The following is a 17321-nucleotide window of genomic DNA, read 5'->3' as shown; positions in this document are numbered from 1 at the left end:
CACAACCGCCGTTCCCATCTTGGTAGTTGTTCCCACAAATCCGGTTCAAGCATACATTTTCGGTATGTTATCTGTTTCACAAAACAGGGCAAAGGACAGCGCAAAAAGGGATTCCCCTCCTTGCGCGGAACGATTAAGGCACGAAGACCTTGATCGGACGCAGCACCTGCTCCGTGTCCGGCTTATGATACAAGCCGAAAAAAGTTCCTTCTTCATCATACAACCGATAGATGCAATTCGTCAAAGGCGGAACGCTCAGCCCTCGTTCCGGGATGCCCTTGCCCTGAACCGCATGCGGCGCGAAGGCAGGAGCGACCCGCAGCTCGGGAAAATGCGAGACGGCGCGATCCATCGGAATCAGCAGCTCTGCCAGCGTTCCGGCCGCCATCGCTTCTTCAATCTGGGCGAAGGTGAAGCTATCCTCTTCTCTGAAGTTGGCGGAGCGGGTCCGTATCAATTCCGCCATTGCCGCCGGGACTCCCAGCTTGCGTCCGACATCGACGCACAGGGTTCGTATGTACGTTCCCTTGGAGCATTGAACGCGGAACCGCACCTCCGGTTCAGCGCCGCCAAGCGTCATTCCGATCAGCTCAATGTGATGGATCGTCACTTGACGCGGCTTGCGCTCTACGGTCTTGCCTTCGCGAGCCAGCTCGTACAGCCGCTTGCCATTCACCTTGACCGCGGAGTACATCGGAGGAACCTGTTCGATGGGCCCGATGAACGACAGCAGCGCTTCCTTGACCATCGCTTCGGTTACATGGGATGCATCGGCGTGTTCCGTTACTTCGCCTGACATATCCTCCGTATCGGTCGACACGCCAAGCCGCAGCGTCGCTTCATACTCCTTCGGCATTTCCTGTAAATATTCGACCAGTCGGGTCGCTCTGCCGACGCATAACGGCAAGACACCCACGACTTGAGGGTCGAGCGTGCCCGTATGCCCGATCCGCTTTTCCCGAATGAGCCGGCGGACTTTGGCCACCACATCGTGCGACGTCCAACCTGCCGGCTTCCATACCGGAAGAACACCATGAAGCTCTGTCATAATTCTTGTTTCACCCGTTCCACTACTTGAATAATGATATCATCCAGCATGCCGCTTACTTTGCATCCGGCAGCCCGAACATGACCTCCGCCTCCGAACGATTTCGCAATCGCGGAGACATCGACACGTTCCGAAGAACGCATGCTCACCTTGACGTTCTGATCATCAATTTGCTTGAACAGCAGCCCGACGTCGACGCCTTCCACATTGCGGGCATAGTTAACGAGGCCTTCCAGGTCTTCATTGACCGCTCCCGTCTCCCGCATATCATCCGGCGTGATGAAGAGCCAGCCGACTCGCTGATCCGGAGTAAAGGTGAGCCGGGACAATCCGCGCTGAATCAACTTCAGCTGCGCCATCGACATCGTTTCCAGCAGCCGATCCGCGATGGCGTTCCCTTGAACCCCCAGCTTCAGCAGTTCGGAGGCGACGCTCATCACATGCGGAGTCGTACTGCTGTAGCGGAAGCCGCCTGTATCGGTCAGCAGCCCGGTATAGAGCATCGTCCCGACCTTTTCGTCCAAGTCGACGCCCGCTGCCAGCAGAAGATCATATAGAATCTCCGCTGTCGCCGCGGCATTGTCGCGAATCAGGGCCGCCTCGCCATAGCGGTCATTCGTTGGATGATGATCGATATTCAAAATGCGGGCATCTGGGGCAACCCAATTCGCTATCTTGCCGATCCGGGCATAGTCAGCGCAATCCACGCATATGACGGTCGAATATTTCTGCTCCGGCTCGCCTTCCCCATCCTGGTAACTGTCGATCTGCTCGGCCATCGGCAAGTCAGCCAGCCGGCTCGGCACGCCATTTTCGTTAACCAGCCGATATTTTTTATTCCATTTGTCCAAGAGCCAGCCGATGACGAGCGTAGAACTGATCGCATCCCCGTCCGGCTGCACATGCGACACGACGAGCACATCGTCGCATGATCGCAGGAACGCGCATGCGCGCTCGATATCGTCGGCGTAGCGGTCGGATAACATTTCTGCCATAGGCACCTCCGTGAAGACAGGCAAATCGAGCCGGAAGCTCGATTTGCCTGTTCAGTCCTTCATTTGCATTTATGTCGTCTCGCGATCGTCGCGAATATCGCCAAGCAGTTTTTCTATCCGGCTGCCGTACTCAATGGAAGCATCAATCTTGAACGACAGCTCCGGCGTATGGCGCAGACGGATTCGCTTGCCGACCTCGGAGCGGAGAAAGCCGCTGGCCTTTTCCAGTGCTTTGATCGTATCTTCCTTTTCTTCTTCCGTCCCCATCACACTGAGATAAACTCTGGCCAGCGACAGGTCATTCGTCACATCGACGCCCGTCACCGTGACAAACCCGATTCGAGGATCTTTTAATTCCAATTGGATGAGCTGGCTCAGCTCTTTTTTCATCTGTTCGCCAACCCGTCCGGATCGGAAGTTTGCCATGGGATACACCTCATTTCATTAGTTGGTTCATCATATGCTGGCAAGGTCAGGCCGCACGATTATCGTTCAACGGCTTCCATGACGAATGCCTCGATAATGTCGCCTTCCTTGATATCATTGAACTTCTCCAGCATAATTCCGCACTCGTAGCCTTGCGCCACTTCCTTGGCATCGTCCTTGAAGCGCTTCAAGGAGTCGATCTTGCCGTCGAACACGACGATGCCGTCGCGAATCAGGCGAGCATCGGCAGAACGCGAAATCTTGCCCTGCGTGACCATACAGCCGGCGATCGTTCCGACCTTGCCGACCTTGAACGTATGGCGCACTTCCGCGTGTCCGATGACGACTTCCTTGTACTCCGGATCCAGCATCCCCTTCATCGCCTGTTCAATCTCTTCCACGATGGAATAGATGACGCGGTGCAGGCGGATGTCCACCTTCTCTTGATCGGCCGTCGCTTTCGCTTGCGCGTCCGGACGCACGTTGAAGCCGACAACAATCGCGTTAGACGCCGTCGCGAGAATAATATCCGATTCGGTTATTGCCCCGGCGCCGGAATGAATGATCTTCACGCGTACGCCCTCGACATCGATCTTCTCGAGCGATCCGCGCAGTGCTTCTACCGATCCCTGAACGTCCGCTTTGATGATGACGTTGAGTTCCTTCATCTCGCCTTCTTTAATATGCTTGAACAGATCGTCCAAGGTGACGCGGGAGTTCGCCCCCCACTGGCTTTCCCGAAGCGTCGTCGCGCGCTTCTCGGCGATGGAGCGGGCTTTGCGCTCTTCCTCGAACGCCATGAACGGATCGCCCGCTTGCGGAACGTCCGTCAGACCGGTAATCTCAACCGGCGTCGACGGGCCTGCCTCCTTGAGCCGGCGTCCCTTGTCATTGACCATCGCGCGCACCCGCCCGAAGCATGTGCCTGCGACGAACGCGTCACCGACGCGCAAGGTGCCGTGCTGCACGAGAATGCGGGCAACCGGGCCGCGTCCTTTGTCGAGCTCGGCTTCAATGACGGTGCCGCGGGCGCGTTTGTCCGGATTTGCCTTGAATTCATTGACCTCGGAGACGAGCAGAATCATTTCAAGCAGTTCTTCCAGACCCATGCGCTGCTTCGCAGATACGTTGACGAAGATCGTGTCTCCGCCCCACTCCTCCGGTACGAGCTCATACTCGGTCAATTCTTGCTTCACCCGATCCGGATTTGCCTCGGGCTTGTCAATTTTGTTGACAGCGACAATGATCGGAACGTTGGCCGCCTTCGCATGGCTGATCGCCTCTACCGTCTGCGGCATAACGCCGTCATCCGCAGCGACGACGATAATCGTAATGTCCGTTACCTGCGCGCCGCGCGCCCGCATGAGCGTGAACGCTTCGTGGCCCGGGGTATCCAGGAACGTAATCTTCTTCTGATTGAATTCAACTTGGTATGCACCGATATGCTGGGTAATGCCGCCCGCTTCGCCGCTAGTAACGTTCGTCTTGCGGATAGCATCGAGCAGCGTCGTCTTCCCGTGGTCGACGTGACCCATAATCGTAACGACCGGCGGACGCTCCATCAGATCGGCCTCGTCGTCCATTTCTTCCTCTGCTTCGAACGGATCCTCGATAGCCGGAAGCTTCAGATCGACTTCGACCTTGAACTCATCGGCAATTAGCTGGATCGTGTCCAGATCGACTTCCTGATTGATCGTCGCCATGACTCCGAGGAACAACAGCTTCTTGATGACCTCGGAAGCGTCCTTATGAAGCAGCTTCGCCAGTTCTCCAACCGTCATCGCACCGCGAACGATAATTTTCTTCGGTGTGTTATCGATTTTCTCGCGGCGCTCCTGCTGCTGATTGTTGTTCCGGCCTTTGTTGCGGCCGCGGCCTTGTCCGCCCCGGGAACCGCCGAACTTGTTGTTGTCATCGAAGCGGCGGTTGCCTGGCTTATTGTTCCGCTTGCCGTCCTTCGCGTTGGAATCCTCGAAGCGGCGCGGCGGGTTGGAACGGTTGGAAGCTGGCGCATTGCCGGGCTTCCCTTGCCGTTGTCCTTGGCCACCTTGGCCACCTTGGCCGCCTTGGCCGCCGCCGCGGTTCGCATTGTTCGCTGATCCGCCCGGTCCGCCGCCACGGTTCGTATTGTTCGTTCCGCCCTGAGGCTTGCGTTGTGTTGAATCCTGTCCGCCCGGTCTGTTGTTGGTTTGGTTCGGTCTCGTATTCATTGTCGTTTGCTTCTCGCCCTGTCTCTGTTGATCTCGTTGACCGCCTCCGCCACGCTGCGCATTGCGATCTGAATTGCGTCCCGCTTGCCCGCGATTCCCATCACGCTGCTGATCGCCGCGCTGCGGTTGGCGCTGGCCATCGCGCGATCCGCGCTGGCCTTGCGGTCTGTCGTTCGAATCTTTGTGCTGTTCCGGCTTTTTCGCCGCTTCGGTCTGCTTCGTTCCCGCTTGACTCGTCTGCGCTTGCGGCTTCGAAGGTTGCCCTCCTTCTCGTTTGGCTTGCGCATTTGCTTTTACATCACGGAAAAACTGTTCGACCTTCTTCACGGCATCATTCTCCATTACGCTCATATGATTGTTGACTGGTATGTTCAAACGCTTTAGTATCGTAATAATTTCCTTGCTGCTCATATTGAGCGATTTGGCATATTCGTAAACTCTCAATTTATCTTTATTGTCCTTCTCTTGTTTACTCAATATACTCCACCTCCGACATAGTTTTCAGTCCGTTCCGCATCATGGTCGCAAATCCGCCGTCCAATACAGCCAGCACGACCCGCTCCGGCTTGCCGATGCTGCCTCCCAGTCTGTCTCTGTCAAATCCGATGGCCAACGGAATACTGTACGATTTGCACTTATCCCGAAACTTCTTCTTCGTGTTCTCGGATGCATCCCCCGCTACGATGACGAGCTGAGCCTGGCTGCCGCGAATCGCCTTGAGGACAATCTCGTCGCCCGTCACCAGCTTGCCCGCCCGTTGAGCAAGGCCGAGCTGAGACATCAGCTTACTCATCATCGTCCACCTTTTCCTTCATCGCATTGAATTCATCTTCCACCTTGATGAAATCTTGCGCAAGCTGCTCATAGATTTCAGGCTGCACCTGATGCTTCAACGCTCTGTCCAAAGCCCGTGATTTATGCGCCAGCTTGAAGCAGGACAGCTTCCCGCACAAGTAAGCGCCACGGCCCGATTTTTTGCCGGTCAGATCGATGAGGACTTCTTCTTCCGGCGTCCGGACGACGCGGATCAATTCTTTTTTCGGCATCATTTCTTGACAGGCGACGCATTTGCGCAGCGGAACCTTCCTTGTTCTCATGACTCATTCCCCCTTACGATCCGATCGAGCTTCCGGTGGAGGCTGCGACCGTAACATATGGCGATGGTCGCGCCTTCGGTGTTATTCTTCGAAGCTGTCGAAGCTGTCTGTGTCTTCCGCTATGCCGCCCTCGTCCTGGACAGGCTCCTGCTCAGCCTGAGACTCGCTCTTGATATCAATTTTCCATCCGGTCAGCTTGGCGGCGAGGCGCGCATTCTGGCCTTTGATGCCGATAGCGAGCGACAACTGATAATCCGGCACGATAACCCGTGCCATCTTCTCGGATTCGTACACGGTGACATCGACGACTTTGGAAGGGCTGAGTGCATTGGCGACATATTCCTTCACATCATCCGACCAGCGGACGATATCGATTTTCTCGCCGCGCAGCTCGTTCACAATCGTCTGCACCCGCATTCCTTTCGGTCCGACGCAGGACCCAACCGGATCTACCTCTTCGTTCCGGGAGTGGACCGCGATTTTGGAGCGCTGCCCCGCTTCGCGCGCGACCGACTTGATTTCGACGACCCCGTCGAAGATTTCAGGCACTTCCAGCTCGAACAGGCGCTTCAGCAGCCCCGGATGTGTCCGGGACAGGACGATTTGCGGCCCTTTTGTCGTATTTTCCACCTTCGTAATATATGCCTTCACCCGATCCCCGTGCTTGAACTTCTCGTTCGGCATCAGTTCATTCAGCGGCAGAACCGCTTCCACCTTGCCCAGGTCGACGAAGACATTGCGCATATCTTGACGCTGCACGATACCGGTCACGATATCTTCCGCCTTGTCGATGAATGCGTTATAGATAAGGCCGCGCTCCGCCTCCCGGATGCGCTGCGTGACGACCTGCTTCGCCGTCTGGGCCGCAATCCGGCCGAAATCGCGCGGCGTCACTTCGATCTCGCAAATGTCATCCAGCTGGTAATTCGGGTTCATCTCGCGGGCAGCGTGGAGCGAGATTTCGAGACGAGGGTCGAGAACCTCGTCCACGACCGTCTTGCGGGCAAATACTTTGATTACGCCCGTCGCCCGGTTCACGTCGACGCGCACATTTTGCGCGGTGTTGAAGTTGCGCTTGTAGCTGGAAATAAGAGCCGCTTCAATCGCTTCAATCAATACATCCTTGCTAATTCCTTTTTCTCGTTCAATTTCGGTCAACGCTTCAATAAAATCCATACTCATGATTGGTTAGCTCCCCCTTTCGACCGGTCACGGCCTGATTCCTGTTCAGTTCAAAAAGGATGCAAGTTCAAGCAGTCTTGCCGGTGCTGAATACCGGACGCTTTGAACGGGTACTGACTGTTAAAAGACAATCGCAAGTCGCGCGCTGGCTACTTTGTTATACGGGATGGCCCGCTCTTTGCCGCCAACCTGGACAACCATCGTCTCGCCATCGAACGACACCAGTTCTCCCTCGAACTCCTTCAATCCGCCAATCGGCTCGTATGTAGTGACAAATACATGCTTGCCAACCGACTTGGCCACATCCTGCGGCTTTTTCAACGGGCGTTCCGCCCCCGGAGACGATACCTCCAAGAAATAAGCATCCTCAATAGGATCAGTCTCATCCAGCTTCTGGCTTGCGTACTCGCTGATACGCCCGCAGTCCTCAATATCGATGCCGCCCTCTTTGTCGACAAAGATGCGCAGAAACCAGCTGCTGCCTTCTTTGACATACTCAATGTCGACCAGTTCGAAACCGTTCTCCTCCAAATACGGCGTGATCATGCTTTCAACTACCGATTTAATGTTCGGTGAACTCAAATTCAAGGACCTCCTGCACAGTTGGAAATAGTTGCTGTATATTTCAGAATCCGCACGCAAATATGAAAGAGTGGGTTTCCCCACTCTTTGCGCAACGGATTTATCCACATGATTACCAAAAAAATTATATCATAGCCCTATACGGAATGGCAAGGGCAATCCCATCCTCTGCCTTCCTTGAATGAGCCCGTCTGTTCTGTAAGCGAATGGTCAGAACAACGACAGCTGATTGCTCTCCGGCAGTCCGCGGAAGCAGCCCATCTGGCTCAGCAGCTCCACGATCGTTTTCGTCGCCTTCGAGCGGTTCTGGAAGTCCTCCACGGACAGGTATTCTCCCGCCTCGCGGGAAGCCGCGATATTGCGCGCCGCATTCTCCCCGATGCCCTGCACGGCGGAGAACGGCGGGATGAGCGCGCCTTCGTCCACCTGGAAGCGGGTTGCATCGGACCGGTACAGATCGATCGGCTTGAACGTGAAGCCGCGGGCGGTCATTTCGAGCGCCATCTCCAAAATCGATACCATACTCTTCTCCTTCGTCGTCGCCTGGAATCCCTTCGCTTCGATCTCGCTGATCTTGCGGTTGATCGCGTCATAACCCTGGCAGCACAGCTCGATATCGAAATCTTCCGCACGCACCGTGAAGTACGTCGCATAGAATTCAATCGGGTGGTAGAGCTTGAAGTACGCGGTCCGCACCGCCGAGATAACGTACGCTGCAGCGTGGGCTTTCGGGAACATGTACTGGATCTTGAGACAGGAATCAATATACCATTGCGGCACGTTGCACCGCTTCATCTCTTCGATCCATTCCGGAGTCAGCCCTTTCCCCTTCCGCACGCTCTCGGTTATTTTGAAGGCGAGGCCGGCATCCATTCCCGCCTTGTAGATTAAGAACAACATAATCTCGTCCCGGCAGCCGATGACCGTCTTGATCGTGCAGACCCCGTTCTTGATCAGCTCCTGCGCATTGCCGAGCCATACGCCTGTCCCGTGGGACAAGCCCGAGATTTGCAGCAAATCCGCGAACGAGGAAGGCTGTGCTTCTACGAGCATCTGCCGGACGAAACGCGTTCCCATCTCCGGAATCCCGTAGGTGGCGACTGGCGTGCGTATCTGCTCCGGCGGGACGCCCAACGCGTCCGTCGAATTGAACAAGCTCATCACCTTCGGGTCGTTCATCGGAATCGTCGTCGGATCGACGCCGGTCAGGTCCTGGAGCATCCGCATCATCGTCGGATCATCGTGGCCGAGAATATCAAGCTTGAGCAGATTCGCGTCGAAGGCGTGATAGTCGAAATGCGTCGTCTTCCATTCGGCCGACGTATCGTCCGCCGGAAATTGGACCGGAGTAATATCCTCCACTTCCATGTAATCCGGGACGACGACAATGCCGCCCGGATGCTGTCCGGTGCTCCGCTTCACCCCGGTGCAGCCGGACGCCAGCCGGTTCAGCTCGGCGCCCCGCCATGACTTCCCGTGCGATTCCTCATATTTTTTGGCGAAGCCGAACGCCGTCTTCTCCGCTACCGTTCCAATCGTCCCCGCGCGGAATACGCTCTTCTCACCGAACATGATCTTCGTGAAGTTATGGGCATTCGGCTGATATTCCCCGGAGAAGTTCAAGTCGATATCGGGAACTTTGTCCCCCTTGAAGCCGAGGAACGTCTCGAACGGGATGTCCTGGCCCTCGCCCTTCAGCATCTGCCCGCATAGCGGGCATTGCTTGTCCGGAAGGTCGAAGCCGCTCGGCACGCTTCCGTCCGTAATCCATTCACTGTGCTTGCATTCGAAATTTTTGCATATATAATGCGGCGGCAGCGGGTTAACCTCGGAGATGCCGAGGAAGGTCGCGACGACCGAAGAGCCGACGGAGCCCCGCGAACCGACGAGATAGCCGTCTTCATTTGATTTTTTGACGAGCCGCTCGGAGATCAAGTAGTTGGCGGAGAAGCCGTACTTGATAATCGGCTCCAGTTCCTTTTCCAGCCGCTTAACAACGATATCCGGCAGCGGCGTGCCGTAGACTTCCTCCGCCGTCCGGTAGCAGGTCGTCCGAATCTCTTCGTCTGCCCCTTCGATAATCGGGGTGAACAGCTTATCCGGGAACAGGACCAGATCCTCGAACCGATCCGCGAGCTGATTCGTATTGCGCACGACGACATCGTAGGCCGTCTCTTTGCCGAGGAACTCGAATTCCTGCAGCATTTCCGTCGTCGTGCGGAAATGGGCATCCGGCTTGCGCATATCTTTGAGCGGGCTGAAGCCTGTTATACCGTGAATCGTAATGTCGCGGAACAGCTTGTCTCTTGGATTGAGATAGTGCGCGTTGCCTGTGGCGACTACTGGCTTATTCAGCTTTTCCCCAATCTGGACAACTTTGCGGAGCGCCTCCTCGATCTGCTGCTTCGAGCCGACAAGTCCTTTGTCGACCAGATGCATATACATGGTCAGCGGTTGAATCTCCAGCACGTCATAGAACTCGGCCACCTGCTCCGCCTCTTCAATCGACTTGTTGAGCACCGTCTCGAAAAACTCGCCCTTCTCGCAGCCCGACATCAGCAGCAGCCCTTCCCGCATCTCCACAAGTTTGCTCTTCGGAATACAGGCGACGCGATTGAAATATTCGGTATGCGACATCGATACGAGCTTATACAAATTTTTCTTGCCGACGCCGTTCAACGCGTAAATATTGCAGTGGAACGGCCGTGCGTTCTTCAGATTCTGGCCGACATAATCATTCAAGCGGTCGAGCATCTCAATGCCGTAGATGGCCTGAGCGTCCTTCAGCAACCCGTTCAAAATCCCGAAGAGCGCAATCGTGTCGTCAATGGCGCGGTGATGGTTCTCCAGCGACACCTTATATTTGTCCGCCAGCGTATTCAGGCGGTGGTTCTTCAGCGTCGGATGGATCAGCCGGGCCAGTTCCAGCGTATCGATGACCGGATTGGTCATCTCGGGCATCCCCAGCTTCTTCAGATTGTACTGCACATAGCCCATATCGAATCTCGCGTTATGCGCGACCAATATCGCATCGCCGACGAATTCCGTGAACTCGCGCAGCACCTGATCGATATCGGGAGCATCCTTCACCATCTCATCCGTAATATTCGTCAGCTGCTGAATATGGTACGGGATCGGCTCATGCGGGTTGACGAAGGTGGCATAGCGTTCGATCTCCTGGCCGTCCTGCATTTTGACGCCGGCGATCTCCGTCATCTTCGTATTCGTAACCGACAGACCCGTCGTCTCGATATCGAACACGACATAGGTCGCTTCCTTCAAGTTGCGGGGCTCGGCGTTCATGACCACTTCCAGATCGTCGTTGATGACGTTCGCTTCCAGGCCGTAGATCATTTTCAATCCATGCTTCTTGGCCGCCTTGGCCGCTTCCGGGTAGCATTGCACATTGGCGTGATCCGTGACCGCAATCGCTTTATGACCCCATTTGGCTGCCTGCTTAATGTAGGCGTCAATCGGCGCCACCGCATCCATCGTGCTCATCGTGGAATGGAGATGGAATTCGACCCGCTTCTCCGCTGCCGGATCCTGCCGCTCCGCAGGCGGCGTCACTTCGTTCAAGTCCGACGGAATCATGACAAGCTCGGGCACCATCATGAAGCGATCGTACTCCACGCGTCCGCGCGCCTTCACCCACTTGCCGTTGGCGATGAGGCTAAGCATGGCAAGATCCTCTTTCGTCTTCGCGAACATCTTCATCATGAGCGAATCGGTGAAGTCCGTCACATTGAAGGTGAACAGCGTGCTGCCGTTCCGCAGCTCCTTCATTTCCAGTCCGAAGACAGCTCCCTGAATCGTGATCCGCTTCTCCTCATCCTGAATATCCATAATCGGCGTCGCATCGTCCTTGATATCATAGCCGACATGGAGACGTGCCGGCGCTTCCCCGGGAGCGGCCGCTTCGGCCGCCTCGCGCTCGGCTTCCACCATCATCTGCTGGACGACCTGCCGCTCTTCCTCAACAAGCTTGGCCTGGAAGGCCTCATACGCATCCGTATCGAAGCTGCCTTTCTGCATCGTGAAGCGCAGAGAGCGGGAGAAATACGTCTGGAAGAATTGAACCGCATAACTGTCGATCTGCTTCTTCTTGGCAAGCTCCAAGGTCGTCGCTTCAGCCAGCGTCAGCTTGACCAGATCGCCTTCCACATCGACCTTGGCGCGATGCAGCCAACCGTTGACGGATGCGACTTCCCGCTTGACCCATTCGACGAACAGACCCCAATAGGCCTCAACGACCTCCGCATTGCTTACATTTTCATCATAATGAAAAATAATTCGGATCTTGGCGATATGGGACAGCTTCTCCTGCACGCGGAGACAAAAGGAACGATAGGCCTCCGCCGGCGCTACCGACGCCTTGCCGATATGGATCGTCCACTCCCGATTGGAACGGCTGCATTCGACCCGCTCGATTCTGGCGTCATGATAGCTTCCTTCCGCCAGCTCCGCAGGAACGCCAGCCTGCTTCATTAACAACTCAAATCGCATTCTGTTATCCGACATGCCGATTATTCCACCCCCATGACAACCGGTTGTATCGGTTCGTAATCTTGAACTGCCTGTGTTACTTCGTGATCAAAAGCGGACTTTTTGAACTACCTCTCGAAAAAGAAAAGCTTCCTGCACTCGAGCCATCGTCCGGTGTTCCGTTGGATGTTCCCGCGGAGGAAGCTTCCTTGTCATGCATCCCGCAGCCCGTTCGGCCGGGCACGGCCGTTCCTCCAGGTCCCTGTCGGAAGACGAGGGCCGCGGCGAACGGGTCTATCGCTGCTTAATACGCGCGGGCGAAGACGACGGTGTGCTTCGCCTCTTCTCCGCATACGAGGCAGGTCTTCTTGCTCTCCTGCGCCGCGAACGGGATATTGCGGCTTGTGGCGCCCGTCTCGTCCTTGACATGCTTCTCGCATGCTTCCGAGCCGCACCAGCCGGCGAGCGTGAAGCCGCGCTTCTCTTCCATCAGCGCCTTCATCTCGTCGATCGTGTCGACCGCATAGAAATGGTCGTCGCGGAACTGGCGCGCACGCTCGTACATCTCCTGATGGACGTCGTTCAGCATCCGCTTCACTTCTTCAGCCAGCTTGCTCTGCTCCACGATCCGCTTCTCGCCGGATACGCGCGACACGAGCACGCACACGCCGTTCTCCATATCCCGCGGTCCGATCTCAAGCCGGACCGGAACTCCGCGCATCTCATACTCATTGAACTTCCAGCCCGGGCTGATGTCGCTCCGGTCGTCCATCCGGACGCGGATGCCGGCCTGCTTCAGCTCTGCGAACAGCTCGTCGGCGCGGCCGACGACTTGATCGCGCAGCTTCGCCGGACCGATTGGGATCATGATAACTTGGGTCGGAGCAACCTTCGGCGGAAGGACGAGTCCCCGATCGTCCCCATGCACCATAATGAGCGACCCGATAAGCCGGGTGCTTACGCCCCATGATGTCGTATGTGCATATTCAAGCTCGTTCTCCCGCCCCAGGAATTGAATATCGAACGCGACGGAGAAGTTCGTCCCCAAATAGTGGGATGTTCCGGCCTGAACAGCGCGCCCGTCCTTCATCATCGCTTCGATGGAGAACGTGTCCACCGCGCCGGCGAATTTCTCGGATGGCGTCTTCTGGCCTTCGATTACCGGGATCGCCAAGTAATCTTCGACGAATTCGCGGTAGATCGTAAGCATGCGCATCGTCTCTTCCCGTGCTTCCGCCTCGGTCTCATGCGCAGTATGGCCCTCCTGCCACAGAAATTCGCTCGTACGCAAAAACGGGAGCGTTCTTTTCTCCCACCGAACGACGTTGGCCCATTGGTTAATGAGCACCGGCAGATCCCGATAGGATTGAATCCATTTCGCATACATATGCCCGATCATCGTCTCGGACGTCGGACGGATCGCGAGCTTCTCTTCCAGTTGCTCCCCGCCTGCTTCCGTTACCCATGGCAGCTCCGGGTTGAACCCTTCAACATGCTCCTTTTCCTTCTGGAAAAAGCTCTCGGGAATGAAGAGCGGGAAGTACGCGTTGCGGTGTCCCGTCTCCTTGAAGCGGCGATCCAGCTCGTCCTTGATATGCTCCCATATCTCATAACCGTCCGGACGGAAGACGATGCACCCCCGCACCGGCGAGTAGTCCATCAGCTCCGCTTTTTTGATAACGTCAATATACCAACGGGAAAAATCCTCCTGCTGGGGCGTAATTTCCGTAACGAACTGTTTCTGTTTCGACATAACCGTTAAAATCCTCCCGAAGACACAACCCCATCGCCCATGTTGTTGCGAACAATGATCGTGCCGATAGTCAACCTTTTACTAATCGCAATATATCGTTGTAGGTCACCGCCAGCATCAGCAGCATCAGCATGGCGAAGCCGACGAAGTGCACCATGCTCTCCCGGTTCGGATCGACGGGCTTGCCGCGAAGTCCTTCAATACCGAGAAAGATAAGACGGCTGCCGTCCAATGCCGGAATGGGCAGCAGGTTGAATATGCCCAGATACAGGCTAAGAATGGCGGTCCATAGGGTGAGCTGGCCAATCCCCTGCTTCGCGAACTGTCCCGTGACTTCGAACGTGCGCACCGGTCCGCCCAGATCATCCAGACTGAACTGGCCAAATATGAGCATGCGGAAGCCCTCGAAAATACGCTGTGTCGTATCGACCATGGACGTGCCCGCATATTTGAACGTCTCTCCGATTGTGGCGGTGCGAGTCGGGAATACCGGCACGATTCCGACCTTGCCGCCTTCCTGGCCTTCCACCTTCACCGGCGTTAGCTGGATGGTGAACCGTTCATCTCCCCGGACAATCGTCATGTCTACCGGCTTGCCTTCCGATTTCTCGATGATCTCGATCATCTTGTCCCGGTTGCCGCCGACGGCGAAATCGTTCACCTTTTCGATAATATCGCCCTTCTGCAAATTCGCTTCCGCCGCAGGCATATTCGGACTCACATCGCCGATCTTGACATACGACGGGTTCTCGACCGGCATGCCGACCATCTGTATGTAGGCTCCGAACAGAATAAACGCCAGCACGAAGTTCATCAGAGGCCCGGCGAAAATCGAGAGCGCGCGCTGTCCGACCGTCTTGCTGCCGAACTGTCGATTATAAGGCGCAATTTGCGAGTCCTCGCCTTTGACGATCATTTTCGCTTGCGGATGAACGTCATAGGTCACTTCTTCCCCTTCCACGTCCATCGTAAGCTTCAGTGCATGCTCCAGATCGATCTCCTTCACTTCGCCGCGGACGACTTGCTTGCGCATATCAAGCTGATCCAAATACAGCTTCACGACTTGATTGTCCTTCAGCCGAACGGCTATCGTCTGCCCGGGCTGCAGCTGCACCAGCTCCGGATCATCCCCCGCCATCCGGACGAAGCCGCCTACCGGAAGCAGCCGGAGCGTATAACGGGTCTCTCCGCGCGTATGGGAGAACACTTTCGGACCAAACCCGATGGCGAACTCTCTCACAAGAATGCCCGCACGTTTTGCAAAGATAAAATGTCCCCACTCGTGAATCGTCACGATGATGAAGAAGACAAGTATCGTCAATATTACAATTTGCACCATCTGCACGCGATGCATCCTCCTTTACGTTTCGGGTCGCGGTCTTGTCCTATAACGTATGTTCAAGAAGACCGGCTCTCAGCACCGAACTCGAAGAACGGACGTTTTGAACAACCTCTTATAGATTATCATTATTCTCCGATCCCGCACAAGAGAATCCACCTGATGCCATCAAGGCCGTAAAATTTGCCGTGCTTCCGCGCGTGCCCGCTGATCCGCTTCCTTAATCTCTTCAAGCGAAGGATGCTCGATGCGCTCATGTCCGGAAATGGTCTCGTACACGATGCGCTCAATGTCGAGGAACTTGATCTCGCCCTCCCGGAAGCGCGCCACGGCCACTTCGTTCGCCGCGTTGAACACGGTGGTCGCCGTTCCGCCGGCACGGCCGCAATCATAGGCCCACCGCATCATCGGAAAGCGTTCGAAGTCCATATCCCGGAAATGAAGCTTGCCGATCTCCGCCAAATTAAGGCGGGCCGCAGGGCTGTCCAGACGCTTGGGATACGTCAGCGCGTATTGTATCGGAACCCGCATGTCGGGCACGCCCAACTGGGCGATGATGCTGCCGTCCACATATTCCACGAAGGAATGGATGATGCTCTCCGGATGAATCAGGACGTGAATGCGGTCATACGGCATCCCGAACAGCCAGTGGGCCTCGATTACCTCCAGGCCCTTGTTCGCCATCGTCGCCGAGTCTACGGTCAGCTTCGCTCCCATCGACCAATTCGGATGATTCAGCGCCTGCGCCAGCGTCACGTTCTCCAGCTCCTCCCGCGAATAATTGCGGAAGCTTCCGCCGGAGGCCGTTACCGTAATCGAATGCACATCCGCGGCCGTTTCTCCGTTCAAGCATTGGAAGATGGCGGAATGCTCGCTGTCCACAGGCAGAATGCTCACACCCTTGTCCGCAGCGAGCTCGGTCACCAGATGTCCGGCGGATACCAGCGTCTCCTTGTTCGCCAGGCCGATGCTCTTGCCTTCGGCGATCGCGGCCAGGGTCGATTCCAGTCCGACGCTGCCGACGACCGCCGTAATGACGGTATCGGCTTCCGAGGCAGCCGCGACTTCGATCAGGCCCTCGTCTCCGAAATAGAGCTCCGTTCCGGCGGGAAGATCGTGGCGGATCCGCTCCGCCGTCTCCCGGTCTTGAACGGATACTTTGCGAGGCCGGAATTCTTTCGCCTGCTGAACGATGGCATCCGCATTCCGCCCTGCCGCCAAGGCCTCAACCGTGAACTCGTCCGCATGATGGCGGACAACGTCCAGCGTCTGTGTACCGATGGATCCCGTCGATCCAAGCACTGCAATCCGTTTCATTCCTGCACCTCATCTACAATCTAATTTAATGTGCTCGCCCGCTCGTTGCCCGGACTGCCTGTCCATCTGCCCCGTCCTTTTGCTAGAGCGCCAACAAGCCGATCAGATGAACGAACGGGAAGACGACGATCCAGCTGTCACAGCGATCCAGGATGCCGCCGTGTCCGGGCAGAATCGTACCTGAATCCTTCACCCCGCGCACTCGCTTGTAGGCGGACTGGATCAGATCGCCAAGCTGCCCGATGACGGCCGCGAAAGCCCCGATCGCAAGCGCCGTGCGCCAATCGAGAAGATCCGGCCGGGCGAGTATGAACAAGAGCGACACGATAACCGATGCCGCGATCCCGCCGAGCGCCCCTTCCACCGTCTTATTCGGACTGATGGCGGGCCACAACTTATGCTTCCCTAGGGCTCGTCCCGTGAAATAAGCTCCGATATCGGAGGACCAGATGGCTGCGAAGAGCAGCAGTGTCCAGAACAGCCCCTCCTCCATCGAAGTGCGGGTCAGCATCATATATTTGAATCCGATGCCGATATAGAAAGCCCCAAGCCACATTTGGGCCGCGTTCTCGATCGGCACCCGGTTTTTGGTCAATACTGTCATGCATAGCAGGATGAACATGCTGAACCATAGAAGCGTCTCGAACGAGACCGGCCATGAGATGGACCAGCGCTGCCAAGGCACAGCCACCGCAAGCAGCGTAGCATAGCCGATGATGGATGTGAGATCGAAGGGCCGGGAATGATGCATGCGGGCGAACTCGTAGTAGCCAATCAGGGCTAATGCGAGAAGCAGCAGCTCATACGGCATGCCGCCCATGACGCACAGTCCCCCGAATACGATACCGGCTGCAAGCCCCGTAACGATACGCTGTTTCATAACGACT

Annotated in this window: 13 protein-coding genes; all 13 read right to left on the bottom strand. The window is 56.2% G+C overall.

Annotated features, from left to right (window positions below):
• Nucleotides 1–133: 133 nt before the first annotated feature.
• The 13 genes from truB to FLT43_RS27595 all read right to left on the bottom strand — a co-directional run bounded on the left by truB (nt 134) and on the right by FLT43_RS27595 (nt 17314).
• Nucleotides 134–1048: a tRNA pseudouridine(55) synthase TruB gene (gene truB, locus FLT43_RS27655; protein WP_087441397.1), complete on the bottom strand. Its 915-nt coding sequence runs from the start codon at nt 1046–1048 to the stop codon at nt 134–136.
• Entirely contained in the window at nt 1045–2043 is a 999-nt protein-coding gene (locus tag FLT43_RS27650; protein WP_087441398.1) for a DHH family phosphoesterase, read from the bottom strand. Before FLT43_RS27650 ends, truB begins: the two co-directional genes overlap by 4 nt.
• Before the next feature lie 69 nt (nt 2044–2112).
• Entirely contained in the window at nt 2113–2469 is a 357-nt protein-coding gene (gene rbfA / locus FLT43_RS27645; RefSeq protein ID WP_087441399.1) for a 30S ribosome-binding factor RbfA, read from the bottom strand.
• Nucleotides 2470–2528: 59 nt separating this feature from the next.
• Nucleotides 2529–5156, bottom strand: a complete 2628-nt coding sequence (gene infB, locus FLT43_RS27640) for a translation initiation factor IF-2 (protein WP_087441400.1) — start codon at nt 5154–5156, stop codon at nt 2529–2531.
• Complete coding sequence (locus FLT43_RS27635) at nt 5149–5472, bottom strand: L7Ae/L30e/S12e/Gadd45 family ribosomal protein (protein WP_115057789.1); 324 nt, start codon at nt 5470–5472, stop codon at nt 5149–5151. Before FLT43_RS27635 ends, infB begins: the two co-directional genes overlap by 8 nt.
• Entirely contained in the window at nt 5465–5776 is a 312-nt protein-coding gene (gene rnpM / locus FLT43_RS27630) for an RNase P modulator RnpM (protein WP_087441402.1), read from the bottom strand. Before rnpM ends, FLT43_RS27635 begins: the two co-directional genes overlap by 8 nt.
• 81 nt (nt 5777–5857) lie before the next feature.
• A complete protein-coding gene (nusA, locus tag FLT43_RS27625) occupies nt 5858–6958 on the bottom strand; it encodes a transcription termination factor NusA (RefSeq protein WP_087441403.1) in 1101 nt (366 codons plus the stop codon).
• Nucleotides 6959–7078: 120 nt separating this feature from the next.
• Complete coding sequence (gene rimP, locus FLT43_RS27620; protein ID WP_087441404.1) at nt 7079–7540, bottom strand: ribosome maturation factor RimP; 462 nt, start codon at nt 7538–7540, stop codon at nt 7079–7081.
• 210 nt (nt 7541–7750) lie between these two features.
• Nucleotides 7751–12061: a PolC-type DNA polymerase III gene (locus FLT43_RS27615; protein WP_373994920.1), complete on the bottom strand. Its 4311-nt coding sequence runs from the start codon at nt 12059–12061 to the stop codon at nt 7751–7753.
• 268 nt (nt 12062–12329) lie between these two features.
• Nucleotides 12330–13778, bottom strand: coding sequence for a proline--tRNA ligase (gene proS / locus FLT43_RS27610; protein ID WP_087441406.1), 1449 nt, complete (start codon nt 13776–13778; stop codon nt 12330–12332).
• Nucleotides 13779–13848: 70 nt separating this feature from the next.
• A complete protein-coding gene (gene rseP, locus FLT43_RS27605; RefSeq protein WP_087441407.1) occupies nt 13849–15123 on the bottom strand; it encodes an RIP metalloprotease RseP in 1275 nt (424 codons plus the stop codon).
• Nucleotides 15124–15285: 162 nt separating this feature from the next.
• The gene (locus tag FLT43_RS27600; protein ID WP_087441408.1) at nt 15286–16434 is read right to left on the bottom strand and encodes a 1-deoxy-D-xylulose-5-phosphate reductoisomerase; all 1149 of its coding nucleotides are present in this window, start codon (nt 16432–16434) and stop codon (nt 15286–15288) included.
• Between the two features lie 82 nt (nt 16435–16516).
• Entirely contained in the window at nt 16517–17314 is a 798-nt protein-coding gene (locus FLT43_RS27595; RefSeq protein WP_087441409.1) for a phosphatidate cytidylyltransferase, read from the bottom strand.
• Nucleotides 17315–17321: the final 7 nt, after the last annotated feature.

This window comes from Paenibacillus thiaminolyticus (assembly GCF_007066085.1).
Classification (GTDB): domain Bacteria; phylum Bacillota; class Bacilli; order Paenibacillales; family Paenibacillaceae; genus Paenibacillus_B; species Paenibacillus_B thiaminolyticus.
Note: the sequence above shows the minus strand (reverse complement) of the source record. Positions and strands in the feature narration are given on the sequence as shown.

Coding starts and splice junctions, on each gene's coding strand:
- FLT43_RS27595 (WP_087441409.1), bottom strand. CDS start 17,314: ATGAAACAGCGTATCGTTACGGGGCTTGCAGCCGGTATCGTATTCGGG.
- proS (WP_087441406.1), bottom strand. CDS start 13,778: ATGTCGAAACAGAAACAGTTCGTTACGGAAATTACGCCCCAGCAGGAG.
- rbfA (WP_087441399.1), bottom strand. CDS start 2,469: ATGGCAAACTTCCGATCCGGACGGGTTGGCGAACAGATGAAAAAAGAG.
- rnpM (WP_087441402.1), bottom strand. CDS start 5,776: ATGAGAACAAGGAAGGTTCCGCTGCGCAAATGCGTCGCCTGTCAAGAA.
- FLT43_RS27635 (WP_115057789.1), bottom strand. CDS start 5,472: ATGAGTAAGCTGATGTCTCAGCTCGGCCTTGCTCAACGGGCGGGCAAG.
- nusA (WP_087441403.1), bottom strand. CDS start 6,958: ATGAGTATGGATTTTATTGAAGCGTTGACCGAAATTGAACGAGAAAAA.
- FLT43_RS27650 (WP_087441398.1), bottom strand. CDS start 2,043: ATGGCAGAAATGTTATCCGACCGCTACGCCGACGATATCGAGCGCGCA.
- FLT43_RS27615 (WP_373994920.1), bottom strand. CDS start 12,061: ATGTCGGATAACAGAATGCGATTTGAGTTGTTAATGAAGCAGGCTGGC.
- FLT43_RS27600 (WP_087441408.1), bottom strand. CDS start 16,434: ATGAAACGGATTGCAGTGCTTGGATCGACGGGATCCATCGGTACACAG.
- truB (WP_087441397.1), bottom strand. CDS start 1,048: ATGACAGAGCTTCATGGTGTTCTTCCGGTATGGAAGCCGGCAGGTTGG.